The organism is Streptomyces sp. NPDC107521 (assembly GCF_055598485.1).
Genome location: NZ_JBVKAT010000031.1, coordinates 23,182 through 42,223 on the forward strand (window position 1 = coordinate 23,182; position 19,042 = coordinate 42,223).

16 protein-coding genes are annotated in these 19,042 nt (G+C 74.2%); 9 read left to right on the forward strand and 7 right to left on the reverse strand.

The annotated features are described in order from the left end of the window. Positions 1–127: 127 nt before the first annotated feature. Positions 128–1,330 carry an MFS transporter gene (locus tag ACZ7LB_RS30415; protein ID WP_471472683.1) on the reverse strand — a complete coding sequence of 401 codons (1,203 nt, stop codon included), beginning with the start codon at positions 1,328–1,330 and terminating at the stop codon, positions 128–130. A 91-nt stretch (positions 1,331–1,421) separates the two neighbouring features. Here ACZ7LB_RS30415 and ACZ7LB_RS30420 point away from each other — a divergent pair, with 91 nt between their 5' ends. Next, positions 1,422–2,027, forward strand: a complete 606-nt coding sequence (locus tag ACZ7LB_RS30420; protein WP_471472685.1) for a TetR/AcrR family transcriptional regulator — start codon at positions 1,422–1,424, stop codon at positions 2,025–2,027. A 14-nt stretch (positions 2,028–2,041) separates the two neighbouring features. On the opposite strand, the gene ACZ7LB_RS30425 is transcribed toward ACZ7LB_RS30420, so the two are convergent. Then, the gene (locus ACZ7LB_RS30425; protein ID WP_471472687.1) at positions 2,042–3,565 is read right to left on the reverse strand and encodes an FAD-dependent monooxygenase; all 1,524 of its coding nucleotides are present in this window, start codon (positions 3,563–3,565) and stop codon (positions 2,042–2,044) included. 228 nt (positions 3,566–3,793) lie between these two features. Here ACZ7LB_RS30425 and ACZ7LB_RS30430 point away from each other — a divergent pair, with 228 nt between their 5' ends. Beyond that, entirely contained in the window at positions 3,794–4,099 is a 306-nt protein-coding gene (locus tag ACZ7LB_RS30430) for an ArsR/SmtB family transcription factor (RefSeq protein WP_471472689.1), read from the forward strand. 58 nt (positions 4,100–4,157) lie between these two features. On the opposite strand, the gene ACZ7LB_RS30435 is transcribed toward ACZ7LB_RS30430, so the two are convergent. From ACZ7LB_RS30435 to ACZ7LB_RS30455, 5 genes are read right to left on the reverse strand one after another with little or no spacing between them, the layout of a single operon-like run. Further along, positions 4,158–5,843, reverse strand: coding sequence for an FAD-binding oxidoreductase (locus ACZ7LB_RS30435; protein ID WP_471472691.1), 1,686 nt, complete (start codon positions 5,841–5,843; stop codon positions 4,158–4,160). A gap of 59 nt (positions 5,844–5,902) precedes the next feature. Next, on the reverse strand, positions 5,903–6,403 hold the full coding sequence (locus ACZ7LB_RS30440) for a cupin domain-containing protein (RefSeq protein ID WP_471472693.1): 501 nt from the start codon (positions 6,401–6,403) through the stop codon (positions 5,903–5,905). Beyond that, positions 6,400–7,362, reverse strand: coding sequence for an oxidoreductase (locus ACZ7LB_RS30445; protein ID WP_471472695.1), 963 nt, complete (start codon positions 7,360–7,362; stop codon positions 6,400–6,402). The genes ACZ7LB_RS30440 and ACZ7LB_RS30445 overlap by 4 nt, the downstream gene beginning before the upstream one ends. A gap of 56 nt (positions 7,363–7,418) precedes the next feature. Continuing rightward, the gene (locus ACZ7LB_RS30450) at positions 7,419–8,813 is read right to left on the reverse strand and encodes an aldehyde dehydrogenase family protein (RefSeq protein ID WP_471472697.1); all 1,395 of its coding nucleotides are present in this window, start codon (positions 8,811–8,813) and stop codon (positions 7,419–7,421) included. Further along, positions 8,813–9,910 carry a phenazine antibiotic biosynthesis protein gene (locus ACZ7LB_RS30455; RefSeq protein WP_471472699.1) on the reverse strand — a complete coding sequence of 366 codons (1,098 nt, stop codon included), beginning with the start codon at positions 9,908–9,910 and terminating at the stop codon, positions 8,813–8,815. The genes ACZ7LB_RS30450 and ACZ7LB_RS30455 overlap by 1 nt, the downstream gene beginning before the upstream one ends. 1,217 nt (positions 9,911–11,127) lie before the next feature. Here ACZ7LB_RS30455 and ACZ7LB_RS30460 point away from each other — a divergent pair. From ACZ7LB_RS30460 to aroC, 7 genes are all read left to right on the forward strand, one after another. Further along, positions 11,128–12,303: a 3-deoxy-7-phosphoheptulonate synthase gene (locus ACZ7LB_RS30460; protein ID WP_471472701.1), complete on the forward strand. Its 1,176-nt coding sequence runs from the start codon at positions 11,128–11,130 to the stop codon at positions 12,301–12,303. Positions 12,304–12,395: 92 nt separating this feature from the next. Beyond that, complete coding sequence (locus ACZ7LB_RS30465; protein WP_471472703.1) at positions 12,396–13,166, forward strand: 2,3-dihydro-2,3-dihydroxybenzoate dehydrogenase; 771 nt, start codon at positions 12,396–12,398, stop codon at positions 13,164–13,166. A 19-nt stretch (positions 13,167–13,185) separates the two neighbouring features. Next, positions 13,186–13,845, forward strand: a complete 660-nt coding sequence (locus ACZ7LB_RS30470; protein WP_471472705.1) for an isochorismatase family protein — start codon at positions 13,186–13,188, stop codon at positions 13,843–13,845. A 24-nt stretch (positions 13,846–13,869) separates the two neighbouring features. After that, positions 13,870–15,759 (forward strand): anthranilate synthase family protein, encoded by a 1,890-nt coding sequence (locus ACZ7LB_RS30475; RefSeq protein ID WP_471472707.1) that lies wholly within the window; start codon positions 13,870–13,872, stop codon positions 15,757–15,759. Beyond that, complete coding sequence (locus tag ACZ7LB_RS30480) at positions 15,747–16,091, forward strand: hypothetical protein (protein WP_471472709.1); 345 nt, start codon at positions 15,747–15,749, stop codon at positions 16,089–16,091. The genes ACZ7LB_RS30475 and ACZ7LB_RS30480 overlap by 13 nt, the downstream gene beginning before the upstream one ends. A 353-nt stretch (positions 16,092–16,444) precedes the next feature. Continuing rightward, entirely contained in the window at positions 16,445–17,647 is a 1,203-nt protein-coding gene (locus ACZ7LB_RS30485) for a 3-hydroxybenzoate 6-monooxygenase (protein ID WP_471472711.1), read from the forward strand. Beyond that, complete coding sequence (gene aroC, locus ACZ7LB_RS30490; protein ID WP_471472712.1) at positions 17,644–18,828, forward strand: chorismate synthase; 1,185 nt, start codon at positions 17,644–17,646, stop codon at positions 18,826–18,828. Before ACZ7LB_RS30485 ends, aroC begins: the two co-directional genes overlap by 4 nt. Positions 18,829–19,042: the final 214 nt, after the last annotated feature.

The following is a 19,042-nucleotide window of genomic DNA, read 5'->3' on the forward strand; positions in this document are numbered from 1 at the left end:
AGCCGGTGCGGGGGCGGCCGGGAGGTGTCCCGGACACGCGAACGGCGTGCCGTCGCCGGTGGGGCGACGGCACGCCGGTCGGCGCCGTGGTGCGGGGCGCCTCGGGTGGCCCTGGTGAGGGGGCCGGTCAGCGGAAGGCCTGGTTGCCGCGGGCGGTCCAGATGGTCAGGGCGGCGAGGAGGGCGCAGGCGCCGCCGAGCCAGAGGACCCCGTTGAGGCTGAGCGTGTCGACGATGAAGCCGCCGACCAGGGCACCGAGGCCGATGGAGAGGTTGAACACCGCCACCCAGAGCGAGGAGGCCGCTTCGACCGCCTTCGGGGCGGACTTGATCATCCAGGTCTGGAGGCCGACCGAGACACCACCGTAGGAGAGGCCCCAGATGATCAGCAGGATGGCGCCGCCGACCTTGTTCTGGCCCAGCAGGAGGAAGAGCGGCATCGCGATGCCGAGGGCCACGGAGATGATCAGCACGGTCCGGAAGACCTGGCGGGAGAGGGCGGAGCCGGCGGCGAAGTTGCCGATCAGGCCGGCCACGCCGAAGCCGAACAGCAGCGGTCCGACGTAGCTCTCGTCGATCCCGGAGAGCTTCTGCAGCGCCGGGCTGACGAAGGTGTAGGCGGCGAAGTGGCCGAAGACGATGAGCACCGTGGCGATGATGCCGACCCGCACGCCCGGGTTGCGGAACTGCTCCATCAGCAGCTTCGGCCGGATGATCTGCGCGGCCACCAGCTTCGGCAGCACCACGAGCAGGGCGACGAGGGTGATCAGGGCCAGGACGCTCAGCGAGGTGAAGGCGATGCGCCAGCCGGTGAAGTCACCGAGCAGGGTGCCGAGCGGGACGCCGAACACGTTGGCGGCGCCGACGCCGCCGAAGATCACCGCCGTGGCGCGGGGCACGTCGGCGGGCGCGGCGAGCCGGATGGCCAGACCGCTGGCGACCGCCCAGAAGCCGCCGATCGCGATGCCGACGACGACGCGGGAGGCGACCAGGATGCCGAAGTTCGGCGCCAGCGCCGTGGCCAGGTTGGAGACGGTCATCAGGGTCATCAGGGCGATCAGCAGGACGCGCCGGTCCAGCGATCCCACGAGCATCGGCACCAGGGGGGCGGCGAAGGCCGCGACGATGCTGGGCACCGTCACCATCAGGCCCGCCGTGCCCTCGGAGACCGACAGCGCCGATCCCACGGAGGTCAGCAGGCCGATCGGCAACTGCTCCGCGGTCACCAGCAGGAAGGTGCCCAACGCCACCGCCGAGACCGCCAGCCAGCGGCTCTTCTCCGGGACCTCGGGCTCCTTCGTCAGGGCGGGGGTCTGTTCTGCGGTCGTCAACGGGGCCTCCTTCACCATTCGGGAGCGATCGCTCCCGTAAGAGAAGAGTAGTATGGGAGCGCTCGCTCCACAAGTTGGGTAAGGTGAATACATGGGACGCCCCCGACAATTCGACGAGAAGAACGCGGTCACCTCGGCGACCGAGCTGTTCTGGCGACGCGGGTACCACGCGACCTCGGTCCGCGATCTGGGCGACGAGCTGAAGCTCACGCCCAGCAGCCTGTACCGCACGTTCACGGACAAGCACACGCTGTTCCTGCGCGCCCTCGACCACTACCGGGCCACCGAGTCCGCCGAGGCGCGCAAGCGGCTCGACGCGACGGACCGGACCGTCCAGGAGGCGCTGCGGGAGTGGATGCTCTGGCTGGTCACCTGTCCGGCCGACGGCAAGTCCGGCCGCGGCTGCTTCGTGGTCAACACGGCCACGGAGCTGGGCACCACCGACGAGAAGGTCCGCCGCCGGACCGAGGCGGCCTTCGAGGTCACCCGGCAGGCCCTGCGTTCGGCGCTGGAGCTGGGCCGGGACCGCGGTGAGCTGGCCGCCGGGCTCGACATCGACGACACCGTGGAACTGCTGTTCACCACGGTGCTCGGCCTGCGGGTGCGGGAGCGCGCGGGCCACGACGTCGAGCGGCTGACCACCACGATCGACCTGGTGATCCGGACCCTCGGACCCGCGCCCGCGGAACCGGTCTGAGGCTCCCGGCCGCGTCAGGCCGGAGCGCCCAGCCACGCGGTGGCCACCCCGGCGAGATCCGGGGTGGCGCCGTCCTCGCGCGCGCTCCAGAGCACATAGCCGTCGGGGCGGACCAGGAGCGCCGGGGCCGCCAGGGCGGAGGCCGGCTCCGGTACCGCCTCGACGATCGAGAGCCGGTCCGACCAGGGCTCGGCCACCCGGGCCCAGTGCGCCGCCGCGGCGGTGTGGACCAGCACGGGGCGCCCGTCGTGCAGCAGGGCGGCGAGGCTCGTCAGGCCCCGGGCGGTCTTGAGCCGGGCGTCCGGCGCGAAGGAGCCGGCGAGCGGGTCACCGGGGGCGTGGACGTCGTAGCGGATGGCGGTGCCGCTGATCATGCCGGTGAGCAGGTCGTTCACCTGCGGCAGATGCATCATCTCGCGGAACAGCCCGCGCAGGGAGTCGGTGAGCACCTCGGGGTTCATCAGCGCCACCTGGGCCCGCACGTTGTACAGGACCCGGGCCGCCACCGGGCGCCGCTCGCCGTCGTAGCTGTCCAGCAGCCCGGCCGGGGCCCATCCCCTGATCTCGGCGGCGAGCTTCCAGCCGAGGTTCAGGGCGTCCTGGAGGCCGGTGTTGAGCCCCTGGCCGCCCATCGGGAAGTGGGCGTGGGCCGCGTCCCCGGCCACCAGCACCCGGCCGGCCCGGTAGCGCTCGGCCTGGAGGGCGGCGTCGCTGAACCGGGTGAGGTCGTGGGGGTCCGCCATCGGCACGGGCCGGCCCGCGATGCGGTCCATCTCGCCCTGGAGCTCCTCGAAGGTCACCGGTGCCCGGCGGTCCCGGGCCGGTCCGCGGAAGTCGTAGGTGCACACCCGGCTGTGCCCGGCGGGGTTCAGCCAGATCAGGGTCCAGCCGCGCGGGGTGCGCTGCCAGCCGGCGGGGGCGCTCCAGGGGTCGAGCAGGCGCACCTCGCCCATCAGGGCCGAGACGGTGGCGGGGGTCCCGGTGAAGGGGATTCCGGCGGTCCGGCGCACGGCGCTGCGCACCCCGTCGCAGCCGACCACCCAGCGCGCGGTGACGTGCGACCGCGTCCCGTCCGTGCCCAGCAGGTCCACGCGGACGCGGTCCCCCTCGTCCCGGACGCCGGTGCACTCCTGGCCGCGCACGATCCTCGCGCCGAGGGCCAGGGCCCGGTCGGCGAAGACCTGCTCGGCGTACGCCTGCGGGCTGCCGACGATGACGGGGCCCTCGCCGCTCACCTCCGCGAGGTCGATGTCGAACATCCCGGCGAAGTGGAAGGGGACGCTGTCCCGGCCGCCGCGAGCGGGACGGGGCTGCACGGCCTCGCGTAACCCCCGGCGGTGCAGGCTCTCCACGGTGCGGGCGTGCAGGGTCCCGGCCTTCGACACCCCGGAGGGCACCGGGAGCTTCTCGACGACCAGGGGCGGCACGCCCTGGAGGGCCAGCTCGTGGGCGAGCAGCATCCCGACGGGGCCGCCTCCCACGATCACCACGTCGTGGGTGACCGGCTCGTCCGCGGAGGCGGCTGAGGGTTGGTTCACTGCGCTTTCCTCACCTTCGTGACCTGGGCGGTCCATGCCGGAGGGGGTGGGTGCGGGCGGTTGTCGCCCGCACCCACCCCGGTCGCCGGGTGTCGGCCGGGGGATTCACCGCACCCGGACGGATGGGGCCCGCCGGAGCCTTGCTACGTACATACTCGTACCATCGTAGATGCGCCGATCGCAAGGCGGGCCGGGCCACGATCCGCGTATGTTCGTACTATGGCTGCCATGGCACTCCGTCACCCGAAAGCCGAAGAGATCCGACTCGAGGACGTCCTCACCGCCCTGAGCAACCCGACGCGCCTCAAGGTCGTGCGCACCCTCGCCGAGGCCGGCCCGACGCCGTGCGGAAGCCTCCTGGAAGGCGTCCCCAAGTCCACCCTCACCCACCACTGGCGGGTGCTGCGGGAGGGCGGGCTCATCCGGCAGGAGGCCATGGGCCGGGAGTACACCCTGACGCTGCGCCGCGACGACCTGGAGCGGCGCTTCCCCGGGCTCCTGTCGAGCGTGCTGCGGGCGGCGGGGACCCCGTAGCGGCCGCCGGGTGCCCCGGGTCCGGGCGGACCCGGGGCAGGTCCGGGGCGGCGGGGCGTCAGGGCAGCCGGACCGACTGGCCGTGCCGGAAGAAGTCGGTCGGGTCCCAGTGCGCCTTGGTCCGCTGGAGGCGCGGGTAGTTGCCGCCCCAGTAGAGGTCGTGCCAGGGCACCGGGGAGGAGTTGTACCGGGTGTCGCTCAGGTCGATGTCGCAGTAGTTCACGAAGCAGCCCGAGGTCTGCTGGTCGGGGGCCGGGACGCCGCCCTTGTCCCCGTACGTCTCCCGGTACAGGCCCCGCAGCCACGCCAGGTTGGCCGCGTCGTCCTCCGTCTCCGTCCAGTTGGCCTGGTACAGCACCTTGAACGCGGAGTCGCGGTGCACCTGCGCGGTGTCCCCCGGCGCCAGGGCGTTGACCTGCGCGCCGTAGGAGCTGATCACGACCTGGGCCATCGGGTTGTCGAGCTGGGTCGAGCGCAGGTGCTGGTAGAGGGTGGATATCTGGGCCGCGGTGAAGCCCCGCCGGTGGTAGGCGGACTTCTGGTCGCCGCGCAGCAGCGGGTTGGTCATCACCTGGTTGCTCGTGCCGAGGTAGTGCGTGGCCTTCAGCCAGCTCCAGCGGCGCGGCACGAAGAAGTTGGCCAGCGGCCCGTGCTCGCTGGAGTTCTCCGAGGGCCGGGTGGGCGCGATGCGCATGCCCCGGGTGATGTGGTCCAGGCAGTCCTGGAGCACCGCCTCGGCGTTCGGGGTGTCCCCCGTGACCTGGGTGAGCAGCCCTATCTCCCCGGCGGACACATGGTTGAGGTTGAGCAGGGTGACCAGCCCGGCCGTGGTGCCGCCGGGCGCCGACTGGGCCTCGTGCCAGGTGCCGAAGTTGCGCACCAGCGTGGTGAAGTCCGCCTTGGTCAGCTTGGCCCACGGCCAGGACAGGGCGCTGACCAGGACCTCGGCCGGCGGCTTCGGCAGCAGGTCGGAGGGGTCGGTGCCCGCGGCGCCGGGCGAGCGGAACCAGTAGCGGGTGACGATCCCGAAGGTTCCGCCGCCGCCCCCGGTGTGCGCCCACCACAGGTCGTGCAGGGGGCCCGTGTCGTCGCGGGTGGCGACCACGGCGCGGGCGTTCCCGGCCGCGTCGACCGTCACGACCTCGACCGCGTACAGGTGGTCCACGATCAGGCCGTCGCGGCGGCAGAGGAGTCCCCAGCCGCCTCCGGCGACATGGCCGCCCGCCCCCACCGAGTAGCACATGCCGCCCGGCACGGTCACGCCCCAGCCGCGGAACAGCCGGTCGTAGACGTCGCCGAGGGTCGCGCCCGGCTCGACCGCGAAGGCGTTCCGGTCCGGGTCGAAGTAGACGGCGTTCATCTCCGACATGTCGACGACGACCTCGACGTCGGCGTTGTAGACGAACTCCTCGTAACAATGGCCGCCGCTGCGCACCGTCACCCGTCTGCGGGACGCCGCGGCCTCCGCGACGATCCGGACGACCTGCTCGGTGGTGGAGACCAGGTGGATGCGGTCCGGGGAGGACGTCCAGCGCTGGTTCAGCCCGGCCCGGAGGTCCCCGTAGCGGGGGTCGCCGGGCACCACGGCGGCCTCGACGACGGTGTCGGGGGCCGCGGCCGCTCCCGCCGCGCCGCCGGGGGCGGCCAGGGCGGGCTGGGCGTGGCCGAGGGCGGTGACGCCGGCCACGCCTCCCGCGGCGGCGAGGAGGGAGCGGCGGGTGGGTTGCTTTCCGGTGCGTGACAAGGGAACTCCTCGATGGTGGGTGGGGTCGGCGGTGCGCGGCGCCGTGGCGGCGCCGGGCATCACTCCAGGTACTCGTCGCCGAACTCGGGGCCCACCTCGTAGCCGTAGGCCACGTCCTTGAGGCGCTGCTCCTCCGAGGGCGGCGGGGTGTCGTCGTCCGCCGGGACCCCGACGTTCAGGAAGAACCTCTCCTTGCCCCCGGGGAGGGTCAGGAAGAGCATCTTCGCGGGCTCCGGCGAGACGTTCTTGAAGGCGTGCTCCGTGCCCCGGGGCACGTAGACGAAGGAGCCGGCGGGCGCCTGGTGCTTCCCGTGGCGGTCCCGGAACTCGACGGTGCCCTCCAGGACGTAGAAGGCCTCCTCCTCCCAGTGGTGGACGTGCAGCGGCGGACCGCCGCCCTCCGGCACCAGGGCCTCGATGAGGAAGAGGGACTTGCCGGTGTTGTGCTCACCGGACTTGACCGTGTACCGGTCGCCGAAGGCCCACCGGCTCGGCCCCTCGCCGGGCGGGACGATGACGACCTCGTTGCGGTTCTGGCCGGCGAAGTACCCGAGGCTCATCGCTCCCCGCCCCCGTACAGCGCGTCCAGCTCCTTGACGTCGGTGTCGGACAGCCGCAGGGCCGCCGCCGCGACGTTCTCCTCCAGGTGCCCCGGACTGGAGGTGCCGGGGATGCAGCAGATGTTCGGGGAGTGCTGGAGCAGCCAGGCGAGGGCCACCTGGTAGGGGGTGGCCTCCAGTCGCCCGGCCACGGCGTGGATGACCCGGGCGTCCAGCGGGACCTGCTGGGGCACCTTGGTGTCGGTCGAGGTGTCCTTCTCGTGCTGGAGGGTGAAGGTGCCCAGCGGGAAGAAGGGCATGAAGGCGATCCCCGCCTCGGCGCAGGTGCGCACGAGGTCCTCGTGGAGGCGGCGCACCACGTTGTACTCGTTCTGCACGCAGACGACCGGGGCGATCTCCCGGGCCTCGGCCAGTTGCGCGGCGGTCACGTTGCTGACCCCGAGGTGCCGGATCAGGCCCTGCTCCCGCAGTTCGGCCAGCGCGCCGAAGGGTTCGGCGATCGAGTCCTCCGGTCCCAGGCCGCCGGCCTCCTCGACGATCCGGAGGTTGACCACGTCGAGGTGGTCGCGGCCCAGGCCGCGCAGGTTGTCGTGGACCGCCCGGCGGAGCTGCTCCGGCTTCAGGGCCGCCGGCCACGCCTGGTCCGGGGTGCGGAAGGCGCCCACCTTGGTGATGATCACCAGATCGTCGTCGTAGGGGTGGAGCGCCTCGCGGATCACCTCGTTGGCGACGTACGGGCCGTAGTAGTCGCTGGTGTCGATGTGGTTGACGCCCAGCTCCACCGCGCGGCGGACCACCGCGACCGCCCGCGCCCGGTCCTTCGGCGGTCCCCAGACCCCCGGTCCGGGAAGCTGCATGGCGCCGAACCCCATCCGGCGGACGACGAGTTCACCGGCCAGGGCGTACTCCCCGGCCGCGCCCGCGGGGACGGCGCCGTTGTGTGCGTCGGTGATGGACATGAGTCTGCTCCTCTGGGTGTGACGGGAGTGTCGGCTGGGGGCCCGGGGGCCGCCGGTCAGCCGCGGATGACGGTCTTGCTGCGCATCAGGAACTCGCCGAGGTAGCCGTCGTGCGGGACGCTGCGGTCCATCCAGTGGGTGGGGTGGTCGCCGACGTACACGTTGGCGATGGTCCGGTCGGCGACCAGGGCGTCGATCAGCTCGGCGTCGGCCGGTTCGGCGTCGTCGGCCAGGACGCCGACGACCAGCGAACCGCCGAGGGCGGCGGCCCCGTCGGCACGGCTCCAGGGCACCACCCACACACAGGGGAAGGGCAGTTCGGCGGTGTGCCAGCCGCCCCCGAGGCCGGGCGCCTCGAAGACCGCGGGGCGCAGCACCGCGCCGCCGTCCGCCAGTTCCTCCACGACGCCGTCGCCGCCGAGGTGGGCGACGGTGCCCCGGGCGCGTTCCCGCAGGTGCCGGTCGAGGGCCCGGGCCCGGTCGAGCGGCTGGACGGGCAGCCCGGCCTTCTCGTCCTCGGCCGGCAGGCTGGGCAGCGCGCCCAGGCGTTCGGCGAGCGCGGCGGCCACCGGCGCCGGGTCGCCCTCGACGAGGACGGCGGATGCGTTGACGCACTTCATCCCGCCGTGGTGGGCGACGGAGTCCACCAGCGTGTCCAGGTGGGCCCGCCAGTCCGCCCCGGCCGTGACGAGGATCTTCGTCCGGCCCGGCCCCTGGACCAGCACACTCGGGTCGGCGGCGTACCTGCGGACGACGTCGTCGCCGCCGTACACCAGCGCCAGGTCGGCGCCGCCGAGCAGTTCCCCGGCCACGTCGTGGTCGGTGGGCAGCAGCACCACGTGGTCGTCGCCGAAGCCGGCCGCGCGCAGTGCCGCGACCAGGCGGTGCGGGGTGAACGGCTCCCGGCGCGAGGGCCGGACGGCCACCCGGAAACCGAGGGCGAGGGCCTCCAGCCACAGGGCGTGCGGGGCCGGGTGGTTGCCCGCCGCGTTCACGGCGAGCACCTCGCCGCGCCGCGTCCACACCGCGCTGCCGGTGCGGGTGCGCCCGTCCCGCCAGTCCAGCACGGCGCCGCCGGGCAGCGCGCCGTAGGCGCCGACCAGGGCGCGGCGCGCCGAGTCCGCGATCTCGTCGGCGGCCGAGCGCACGGCGGCCAGCGGGATGCCGGAGACGCGGGAGACGGTGCGCTCGTACGCGTCGTAGCCGAGCCCGTGGACCTCGTCCTCGCGGAAGACGCGGGCGGCGCGGGCGAGGGCGGCCAGCCGCCGCTCCCTGGGCAGCGGTTCCGCCCGGTGCAGGGCGCCGAGTGCCCGGCCGACGAACAGCCGCGGCACCAGGCTGAGTTCGGCGACGGCGGTCCCGGCGGTGTCGGTGACGGTCTCGCGGTGGCGGGCCCGGTAGGGGCCGCCGGGGCCCAGCGCGTCCAGTGTGTACGGCTCGGGGGCGGCCATCAGTAGACCCCCTCGATGACCTTCTCGTCGTCGAACTCGCGCACCGGGGCGATGTCCGCGACGGCGTCGCCGACGTGGCCCGGCAGCGGCCGGATGCGGGTGGCGACGTCCCGCTCGACGTTGTTGGGCAGGAACAGGCTCTTGCCGACGTAGTGCATGACCACGCGTCCGCGCTCGCCGTAGCCGACCGGCCGGCGCTTCTCCAGGTCGACCACGTTGTACGTCATGTACGGCGAGAACGGGTCGTAGACGCAGGGGTCGTCGTCGCCCAGTCCCGGGCGCTCGGTGACGTGCCCGAGGGTCATGGTGTTGCCGAAGCCGCTGCACAGGACGGTGTCGGGGAACAGCTCGGTGCGGTAGAGGTGCCGGGTGTCGGGGTCGAGCTGGGTGCCGACCCACATGATGGCCCTGACCTTCTCGCGCACCAGGTCGACGAGTTCGTCGCGGCGGCACAGGCGCTCCAGCACCGGCGGGGTCAGCATCAGGACGCCGATGTCCTGGGACCGGAGCGGGTGCTGGAGCTGGTCGATGAGGTGCTCGGTGTAGCGGTCGGACTCCGCCTGGTCGCCCCGGGCGATGATCTTCTTCACCCATCGCGGGTCGACGTCGACGGAGAAGGAGAGTCCGCCGCGCCGGGCCACCAGCTGCTGGAAGGAGGCGCCGACCATGTGCGGGCCGGACGGGATGGCGAGCAGCCAGTTGGCGTCGCGGGGCACGCCGTGCGCGTCGAGCTGGGCGTCGCTGTGCGCGAGCAGCATGTCCAGCCACTCCTGGAGCATCACGACGCGCTTGGGCGCGCCGGTGGTGCCGCCGCTGTCGAAGACGCCGACGATGCCGGGGCGTTCGCCGTAGCCGCGCGGGATCAGGTCCTCGGCGCGCACCTCCCGCAGCTCGTTGGCGAAGTTGGGGAAGAGCCTCAGGTCGTCGAAGGTCCGGACGTCCTCGACGGGGTCGAAGTCCAGCCGCCCGACGCGGTCGAGCCAGAACGGCGTTCCGGTCTCCTTGGAGAAGTGCCAGCGGATCGCGGCGCGGAGGAACTCGCCGGGGTCGGGCGCGGTGCCGTAGGGCAGTTCGAGAAGGGGGTCTGCTGCGGACATCGGAGAGCTTCCTTTCGGCCAGGTCCGATGGGGGCCGGTGGCGGCCCCGGAGGGATCGGTCGGTCTGCGGCGCCCCGGCGGCCGGCCGGTGGTCCGCCGGTCCGGTCGCGGGCGTGGGCCCGGGGGCGGGCGGTCCGCCGTCGTGCGGTTCAGCCGTCGGCGCGGCAGCGGGACCGTGCGTGCCGGTGCGGGACGCGGTGGCACGGCACGGGGTGCGGCGCCGGGTGCCCGCAGGAGGGGGCGCGGTGCCGCGGTGAGGTCGGGGCGGGGTGCCCGGGGGCGGTGCGGACGGCGGGGGCGGTGCGGGGGGCGGCGCGGCGGGCGGTGTCCGCCGGGCCGACGTTCGCGGGCGGGCCGTACGCCGGTGTGCGGCCCGCGGGTGCGCCGGTCCCGGATACGTGGGATCCGGGGGCGCGGGTCCCTCGGGGCCCCGGCGCGCGGGGCCCGGTGGTGCCGGGCCCCGGTGCGCGGGGCCCGGTGGTGCCGGACTCCGGTGCGCGGGGCCCGGTGGTGCCGGGCTGTTCGTCGGTCCCCGCCGCCCCCGTCCCCGTCCCCGGGACCGGCCGGACGGCCACCGCGGTCACGACGTCGTCGTCGGTCGCGTGGTGCGCGGCGGTGCCGGGGAGGAGGGTGGTCATCGCGGAACGCTCCTGCTCTGCGGGGCGGGGTGGCGGTTCGGACGGGGAGATTCTTGGCACAGGGGCGGGCGGCGCCGCACGGAGCGGCCGCGAACTCTGTCACGCGCCGCGGAATCCGTCACATGTGGCGGGCCAACATGACGGAGTCGCCGCCCGCGGGGGCGATCCGGACCCTCTCCCTCCCCCTCCCGGGGCGGTGCGCACCGGTCTCCCCGGGCGGGCCGGGGAGCGCGCCGCCCACGCCCGGACGGGCCCCGGAGGTCTGCGGAGGTCTCCGGAGAGCCCTCACGTGACATCGACCACGCGCTAGTTGACGGACTACGCCCCGACCCGACGGACTGACCGCCATCGCGACGGACTACACCGCGGGGCGTTGCCGCCCGGCGCGCCCCCCTCCAACGTGGTGCTCGCCCCACCGGGCCCGGATGCGAGCCCACTGGAGGACGCACGACGGGATGCCCGTGACCGCAGTCCCTCGGGGCCCAGCCCCCGCCGGCTCGCACACGCCCGTGCTCACTCATCCATGGCCACGCCCGCCTTCAGCCGGAGCCACTCCGGCACGCCCGCCTAGGGAATCCGATGACCGAGATTGAGTCCCACCTCCGCTCCCTGCCCGCCCTCCAACAGCCCGACTGGGCCCACCACCCCCGGCTGGACACGGCCCGCGCCCATCTGCGGCGCATGCCCGCCCTGGTGGACATCGAGGCCGTCCGCCGCCTGCGGAGCCTGCTGGCCGAGGCCGCCGCCGGGCACCTCCAGATCATCCAGGCCGGCGACTGCGCCGAGGACCCGGCCGAGGCCACCCCCGCCGACGTCGCCCGCAAGACCGCCCTGCTCGACGTGCTCGCCGGGACGATGAAGCTCGCCGCCGGGAAACCGGTGCTGCGGGTGGGCCGTCTCGCCGGGCAGTACGGCAAGCCCCGGTCGAACCCGACCGAGACCGTGAACGGCGTCGAACTCCCCGTCTACCGGGGGCACCTGGTCAACCGCCCCGAGCCCGACACCGGACTGCGCAGCCCCGACCCCGACCACCTGCTCTCGGGCTACCGGGCCGCCAGCGACACCATGCACTACCTGGGCTGGCGGGGCACCGCGGGCCACCGCGCGGAGTTCGGCGTCCCGGTGTGGACCAGCCACGAGGCGCTGCTCCTCGACTACGAACTGCCCCTGCTGCGCCGCGAACCCGACGGCTCCCTGCTGCTGGCCTCCACCCACTGGCCCTGGGTCGGCGAGCGCACCCGGCAGCCGGACGGCGCCCACATCGCCCTGCTCGCCGCGGTCGCCAACCCGGTGGCCGTGAAGGTCGGGCCGGGCATGACCCCCGAGGAACTGCTCGGCCTGTGCGAGCGCCTGGACCCCGGGCGCAGCCCCGGGCGGCTCACCCTGATCTCCCGGATGGGCGCCGACAACGCCGCGCGCAGGCTGCCCGCCCTGGTGAAGGCCGTGGCCGCGGCCGGACATCCGGTGCTCTGGCTGTCGGACCCGATGCACGGCAACACCGTCTCGGGACCGGAGGGCCTCAAGACCCGCCTGGTCGAGACGGTGGTGTGCGAGATCCAGGCGTTCCGGGACGCGGTGGAGGCCGGCGGCGGCGTCGCGGCGGGCCTGCACCTGGAGACGACCCCTGAGGCGGTCACCGAGTGCGTCTCGGCCGCGGTCGAGCTGGAGCGCATCGGCGACAAGTACCTGAGCTTCTGCGATCCGCGGCTCAACCCCCAGCAGGCCGTGGAGGTCGCCTCGGCCTGGGGCAACTGACCGCGCCCGCACCGCACCGACCCGTTTCACCCTCGCACCGCATCACCCGACGCGTGTCGGCACAGGGCCGACGGCACAAGGAGGTTGGAGACGTGCAAGGAACACTCGCCCTGGTCACCGGAGCGGCCGGCGGCATCGGAGAGGCCGTGGCCCGGCTGCTCGCCGAGCGCGGAGCGCGCGTGGCGGCCGTGGACCTGGACCCCGGCCGGATCGCGGCCACCGCCGCGAAGCTGCGCGCGGACGGTCTGGAGGTGACCGGCCTCGCCGCCGACGTCACCTCCAGCGCCGACGTGGAGAGACTCGTCGACGAGGTCGAGACCCGGCTGGGACCGGTGCGGCACCTGGTGAACACCGCCGGTGTGCTGCGCCTGGGCCGCGCCTGCTCCCTGACCGACCAGGACTGGAACGCCACCTTCGCGGTGAACGCCACCGGCGTCTTCCACGTGTCGCGGGCCGTGGTCAACCGCATGCTCACCCGGGGCACCGGCGCGATCGTGACCGTCGCCTCCAACGCGGCGGGCACGGCCCGCGCGGACATGGCGGCCTACGCCGCGTCCAAGGCCGCCGCGACGGCCTTCACCAAGTGCCTGGGCCTGGAGGTGGCCGACCGCGGCATCCGCTGCAACGTGGTCGCGCCCGGGTCCACCGACACCCCGATGCTGCACGGGATGCACACCGGTGACACCGCCGCCAAGGCGTCCATCGCCGGCAGCCCGGAGAAGTACCGGGTCGGCATACCGCTCGGCAAGGTCGCCCGCCCCGAGGACATCGCCCGCACCGTCGCCTTCCTGCTCTCGGACGACGCCGGGCACATCACGATGCACGAACTCACCGTGGACGGCGGGGCCACCCTCGGTGTCTGAGAACGGAAGGAATCGCCCCATGCCCGGTATCCCCCCGGTGGAGCCCTATCCGCCGCCCACCGCGGACCAGCTCCCCGAGAACACCGTGGACTGGCGGCTCTCGCCCCGGCGCGCGGTGCTGCTGCTCCACGACATGCAGGAGTACTTCCTGCGGCCCTTCCCCCGCACCACCGCCCTCGGCCGGGCCCTGGTGGACAACACGGCGCGGCTGCGCGACCGGGCCAGGGCGCTGGGCGTCCCCGTCGCCTACACCGCCCAGCCCGGCAGTATGACGCCGGAACAGCGCGGGCTCCTCAAGGACTTCTGGGGCCCGGGGATGAGGGCCAGCCCCGAGCACCGCCGGGTGGTCGCCCCGCTGGAGCCGGAGGACGGCGACTGGGTGTTCACCAAGTGGCGCTACAGCGCCTTCCACCGCACGGACCTGCTCGACCGGATGCGCGCGGCGGGCCGCGACCAGCTCGTCGTCTGCGGGGTGTACGCGCACGTGGGCGTCCTGATGACGGCGGTGGAGGCGTACTCCAACGACGTCCAGCCCTTCCTGGTGGGCGACGCCGTCGCGGACTTCTCCGCCGACTACCACCGGCTGGCGCTCACCTACGCCGCCGAGCGGGCCGCCAGGGTCCTGACGGCCGGGGCTGCCCTGCACGAACTCGACACCGCGACCGTGGCGGCGCGCTAGCGCCGCCCAGGCGAAGGGATTCCCATGACCAGGCAGGACGGCGCGTCCGGGTTGCTGGCACGCATCCTGGACGGCACGGCCGGGGCGTTCGCGCTGCTGCACCGCCCGGAGGCGGCGGGGGACGACACCCTGGAGGCACTGGCCGGAGACATGACCCGGGTCGGCACCCTCGCCGACCTCCGGCTCGACGCGGCGCGGCAGGCCGCGGGCCACGAACTGCTGGTGCTCATCCCCTACCGGCAACTGGCCGAACGGGGCTTCGCCGCCCCGGACGACGGCAGTCCGCTGCTGGCGATGCGGGTGCGCGAGCAGTACGCGGTCCCGCTGCGCGACAGCCTCGCGCTGCTGCCCGACCACCCGGTGAAGGTGACCGGGGGCCACTTCGACATCGGCGACGACGAGTACGCCGAGACGGTGCGCCGGGTCGTCGCCGACGAGATCGGCACCGGCGAGGGCGCCAACTTCGTCATCAAGCGGTCGTTCACCGCCCAGTTGCCGGACTTCGACGCGCGGGCCGCGCTGTCGTTCTTCCGCCGTCTCGTCGAACGCGAGGCGGGCGCGTACTGGACCTTCCTCATCCACACCGGCGAGCGGACCTTCGTCGGGGCGACTCCCGAGCGCCACATCAGCCTCCGGGGCGACCGGGCGGTGATGAACCCGATCAGCGGCACCTACCGCTACCCCGAGTCCGGCCCCGACCTGGACGGGGTCCTCTCCTTCCTCTCCGACACCAAGGAGACCGACGAGCTGTACATGGTCGTCGACGAGGAGCTGAAGATGATGGGCCGGATCTGCCCCGGGGGCGGACGCGTGGTGGGCCCCTACCTCAAGGAGATGGCCCGGCTCGCCCACACCGAGTACTTCATCGAGGGCCGCACCGGGCGCGACGTGCGCGACATCCTGCGCGAGACGCTCTTCGCGCCCACGGTGACCGGCTCCCCGCTGGAGAGCGCCGCCCGCGTCATCGCCCGCCACGAGCCGACGGGCCGCGGCTACTACAGCGGCGTGGCCGCGCTGATCGGACGGGACGCGGCCGGCGGGCGCACCCTGGACTCGTCGATCCTGATCCGCACCGCCGACATCGACACCGCCGGGGTGATGCGGATCGGGGTGGGCGCCACGCTGGTGCGCCACTCCGACCCGGCCTCGGAGGTGCAGGAGACCCGTGCCAAGGCCGCCGGGCTGCTGGCGGCGCTCGGCGGGAGCGAGCCCACCCGGTTCGGCGCGCACCCGGCGGTGCGCGAGGCGCTGGACTCGCGCAACGAGGGCATCGCGCGGTTCTGGCTGCGGGAGGCCGACGACCCGGTCCGGGCCGCCGGTCCCCTGGCGGGCCGGCGGCTCCTGGTGATCGACGCCGAGGACACCTTCACCGCGATGATCGCCCACCAGATCCGCTCGCTGGGCTGCGAGGTGGAGGTGCGCCGCTTCGACGAGCCGTACGACCTGGACGCGTACGACCTCGTGGTCATGGGCCCGGGGCCGGGCGACCCCCGGGAGACGGCGCATCCGAAGATCGCCCGTCTGCGGTCCGCGGTGGCCCGGTTGCTGGAGGAGCGCAGACCGTTCCTCGCCGTCTGTCTGAGCCACCAGGTGCTGAGCACCCTGCTCGGCCTGGACCTGGTCCGCCGTCCGGTGCCCAACCAGGGCGCCCAGCACGAGATCGACCTGTTCGGCCGGGCGGCGCGGGTCGGCTTCTACAACACCTTCGCCGCCCGGTGGGACGGGGACTCCTTCGAGCATCCCGCGCACGGCACGGTCGAGGTGAGCCGGGACCCGCTGACCGGCGAGGTGCACGCGCTGCGGGCGGGTGCCTTCGCGTCGATGCAGTTCCACGCCGAGTCCGTGCTGACCGTGGACGGACCGGGCATCATCGGCTCGCTGCTCCGGGGGGTGGCCCTCGCGTGCACGCGGTGATCGTGTGGTGGGACCTGTCCGGCTCCCGGCAGACCGTGGAGTCCCTGCGGGAGTTCCTGCGCGACGAGGCGGTGCCCCGCTTCTCGGGGTTCCCGGGGCTGCGGCTGAAGTTCTGGATCTCCGACGCGGCCACCGACCGGTGGGGGGCCGTCCTGCTGTGGGAGTCCCGGGAGGCGGCGGAGGGCGCCGTGCTGCCCGACCTGGCCGCTCCGCTGATCGGCGGCCCCCCGGCCGAGCGGCACGCCTTCGACGTGGAGGCCACCGTGGAGGGCACCTTCGCCCTGGCCGCGCTGGCCGGGCGCGGCCTGGCCCTGGAGCCGGACGGCGCCTGACCCCACCGGGGGCGGGGCCGGGCCGGGTGGCGCGGGGCCCGGCTTCGGACTCCGGACCCCGGGTTCGGACTCCACGGCGCGGGGCGCGGGGTCCGGGCGGCACCGCGGGTGCGGTGCCGGGCCTCCCCCGGTCCCGCCGGGGACCCGCCGTGCCCCGCCCCGTACCCGGCCCGTCCTCCCCCGGCCGGGCGCCCGCGCCACACGTACGCCACCGCGCCGCCCGGCTCCCGGCTCCCGGCTCCCGGCTCCCGGCTCCCGGCTCCCGGACGAGCACGCACGAGCACGCACGAGCACCGGCACCAGCACTGGCACATCGGCCCAACCCTGTTCACTCAGAAGGGACTTGATGGAACATGGCACACATAGTGGTCGCCGGAGGCGGCATCGGCGGACTCGCCACGGCACTGTCGCTGGCCCGGCACGGACACCGCGTCACCGTGCTGGAGCGCAGCGACACCTTCGCGGAGATCGGCGCCGGCATCCAGCTCGGCCCCAACGCCTTCCACGCCATGGACCGCCTCGGGGTCGGCGAGAGCGTGCGCCGCCAGGCCGTGTACATCGACGAGTTACGGTTCATGGACGGGGTCACCGGCGAGCGGGTCGCCGCCATGGAACTGACCGGGGCCTACCGGAAGCGGTTCGGCAACCCGTACGCCGTGGTGCACCGCGGCGACCTGTACCTGGCCCTGCTCACCGCCTGCCAGGAGCTGGACGCGGTCGAACTCGTCGCCGGGGCAGCGGTGACGGGCCACGAGCAGGGCGACGGGGAGGTGCGGGTGCGGACCGCCGACGGGCGGACCGTGCGCGGCGCGGCGCTGATCGGCGCGGACGGCATCCGCTCCACCGTGCGGGCGTCGATGCTGGGCGACGGCGAGCCCCGGGTGTCGGGGCACACCATCTACCGCTCGGTCATCCCGATCGAGAAGGTCCCGGAGCCGCTGCGCTGGAACTCGGTCACCCTCTGGGCCGGGCCGAAGTGGCACTTCGTGCACTACATCATCGGCGGCGGCAAGTACCTCAACCTCGCGGTGACCCGCGACGACGGCGCGAGCGTGCCGGTCGCCGGACGGGAGACCGACCCCTCGCACGTCCTCGGGCAGTTCCCCGGCGTCGGCGCCACCGCCCGCGAACTCCTGGAACTGGGCGAGGGCTGGCGCGAATGGGTGCTCTGCGACCGGGACCCGGTCCGGAACTGGACCGACGGACGGGTCGCCCTGCTCGGCGACGCGGCCCACCCGATGCTCCAGTACGCGGCCCAGGGCGCCTGCCAGGCGCTGGAGGACGCCGTGGTCCTCGGCGACCTGCTGGACGGCATGGGCGAGGACGACGTCGTCCAGCGCCTGGAGAAGTTCAACGCGGTGCGCCAGGAGCGCGCGGGCCGCACCCAGCTGATCGCGCGCCGCATGGGCAGCGAGCTGTACCACCCGGCGGGCGAACGGGCCCGGGCCCGCAACGCCATGCTCTCCTCGCTGACCCAGGAGGAGATGTACGACACGGTGTCCTGGCTCCACGGCGACCGGGGCTTCACCGACAGCGGTCTCGGCAGGCTCCGGTGAGCCGACTGCGCTGGCTGACCGCCGGGGAGTCCCACGGCCCCGCACTGGTCGCGACGCTGGAGGGGCTGCCCGCCGGGGTGCCGGTCACCACCGGGGACGTCGCGGACCACCTCGCCCGCCGCCGGCTCGGCCACGGCCGGGGCGCGCGGATGGCCCTGGAGCGGGACGAGGTGTCCTTCCTCGGCGGGGTGCGGCACGGGCTGACCCTGGGCTCACCGGTCGCGGTCCTGATCGGCAACACCGAGTGGCCGAAGTGGGAGCGGGTGATGGCACCCGGACCGGTGGACCCCGGGGTGCTGGCGGGAGTGGCCCGCAACGCCCCGCTCACCCGGCCCCGCCCCGGCCACGCCGACCTCGCCGGGATGCAGAAGTACGGCTTCGCCGAGGCCCGTCCGGTGCTGGAGCGCGCCTCGGCGCGGGAGACGGCGGCACGGGTGGCCCTCGGCGCGGTGGCCCGCTCGTACCTGCGGGAGACCGCGGGCGCCGAGATCGTCAGCCATGTGGTCGAGCTGGCCGCCGCGGCGGCGCCCCCCGGTGTCCGTCCGGTCCCGGCCGACGTGGCGCGGCTGGACGCCGACCCGGTGCGCTGCCTGGACCCGGACGCGTCGAGGGCGATGGTCGGGGAGATCGACCGGGCGCACAGGGACGGCGACACCCTGGGCGGGGTGGTCGAGGTGCTGGCCTACGGGCTTCCGGTGGGCCTGGGCTCGCACGTGCACTGGGACCGGCGGCTCGACTCCCGGCTGGCGGGCGCGCTGATGGGCATCCAGGCGATCAAGGGCGTGGAGGTCGGCGACGGCTTCGGACTGGCCCGGGTGCCGGGGTCGCGGGCGCACGACGAGATCGTGCCGGGCCCGGAGGGCATCGGCCGGGCGACGGCCCGCGCGGGCGGCGTCGAGGGCGGCCTGTCCACCGGCGAACCGCTCCGGGTACGGGCGGCGATGAAGCCCATCGCGACCGTGCCGCGCGCCCTGCGCACCGTGGACGTCGCCACCGGCGGCCCGGCGCGGGCGCACCACCAGCGCTCGGACGTGTGCGCGGTCCCCGCGGCGGGCATCGTCGCGGAGGCGATGGTCGCCCTGGTGCTGGCGGACGCGGTGGCGGAGAAGTTCGGCGGCGACAGCGTGACCGAGACGCGTCGCAACGTCCGGTCGTACGTCGACGGCCTCCGCATCCGGTGACGGCGCCGCGGACCGGGGTGGCCGGACCCCACTCCGGCACCCGGTCCGCGGTTGTCCCGGCACCGTCCGCCCGTTCGGGGCCGTCCGGCGTTCGCACGCGCACGGCTCGCAGGACACGAACGGTTCACACGGGCCCCGGGCGTGTGACCACCGGTGCACCCGGCGGCGAAATCAGGTGCCCGAAGCACCTCGTGGGAGAGCGGCCCCACCGGCC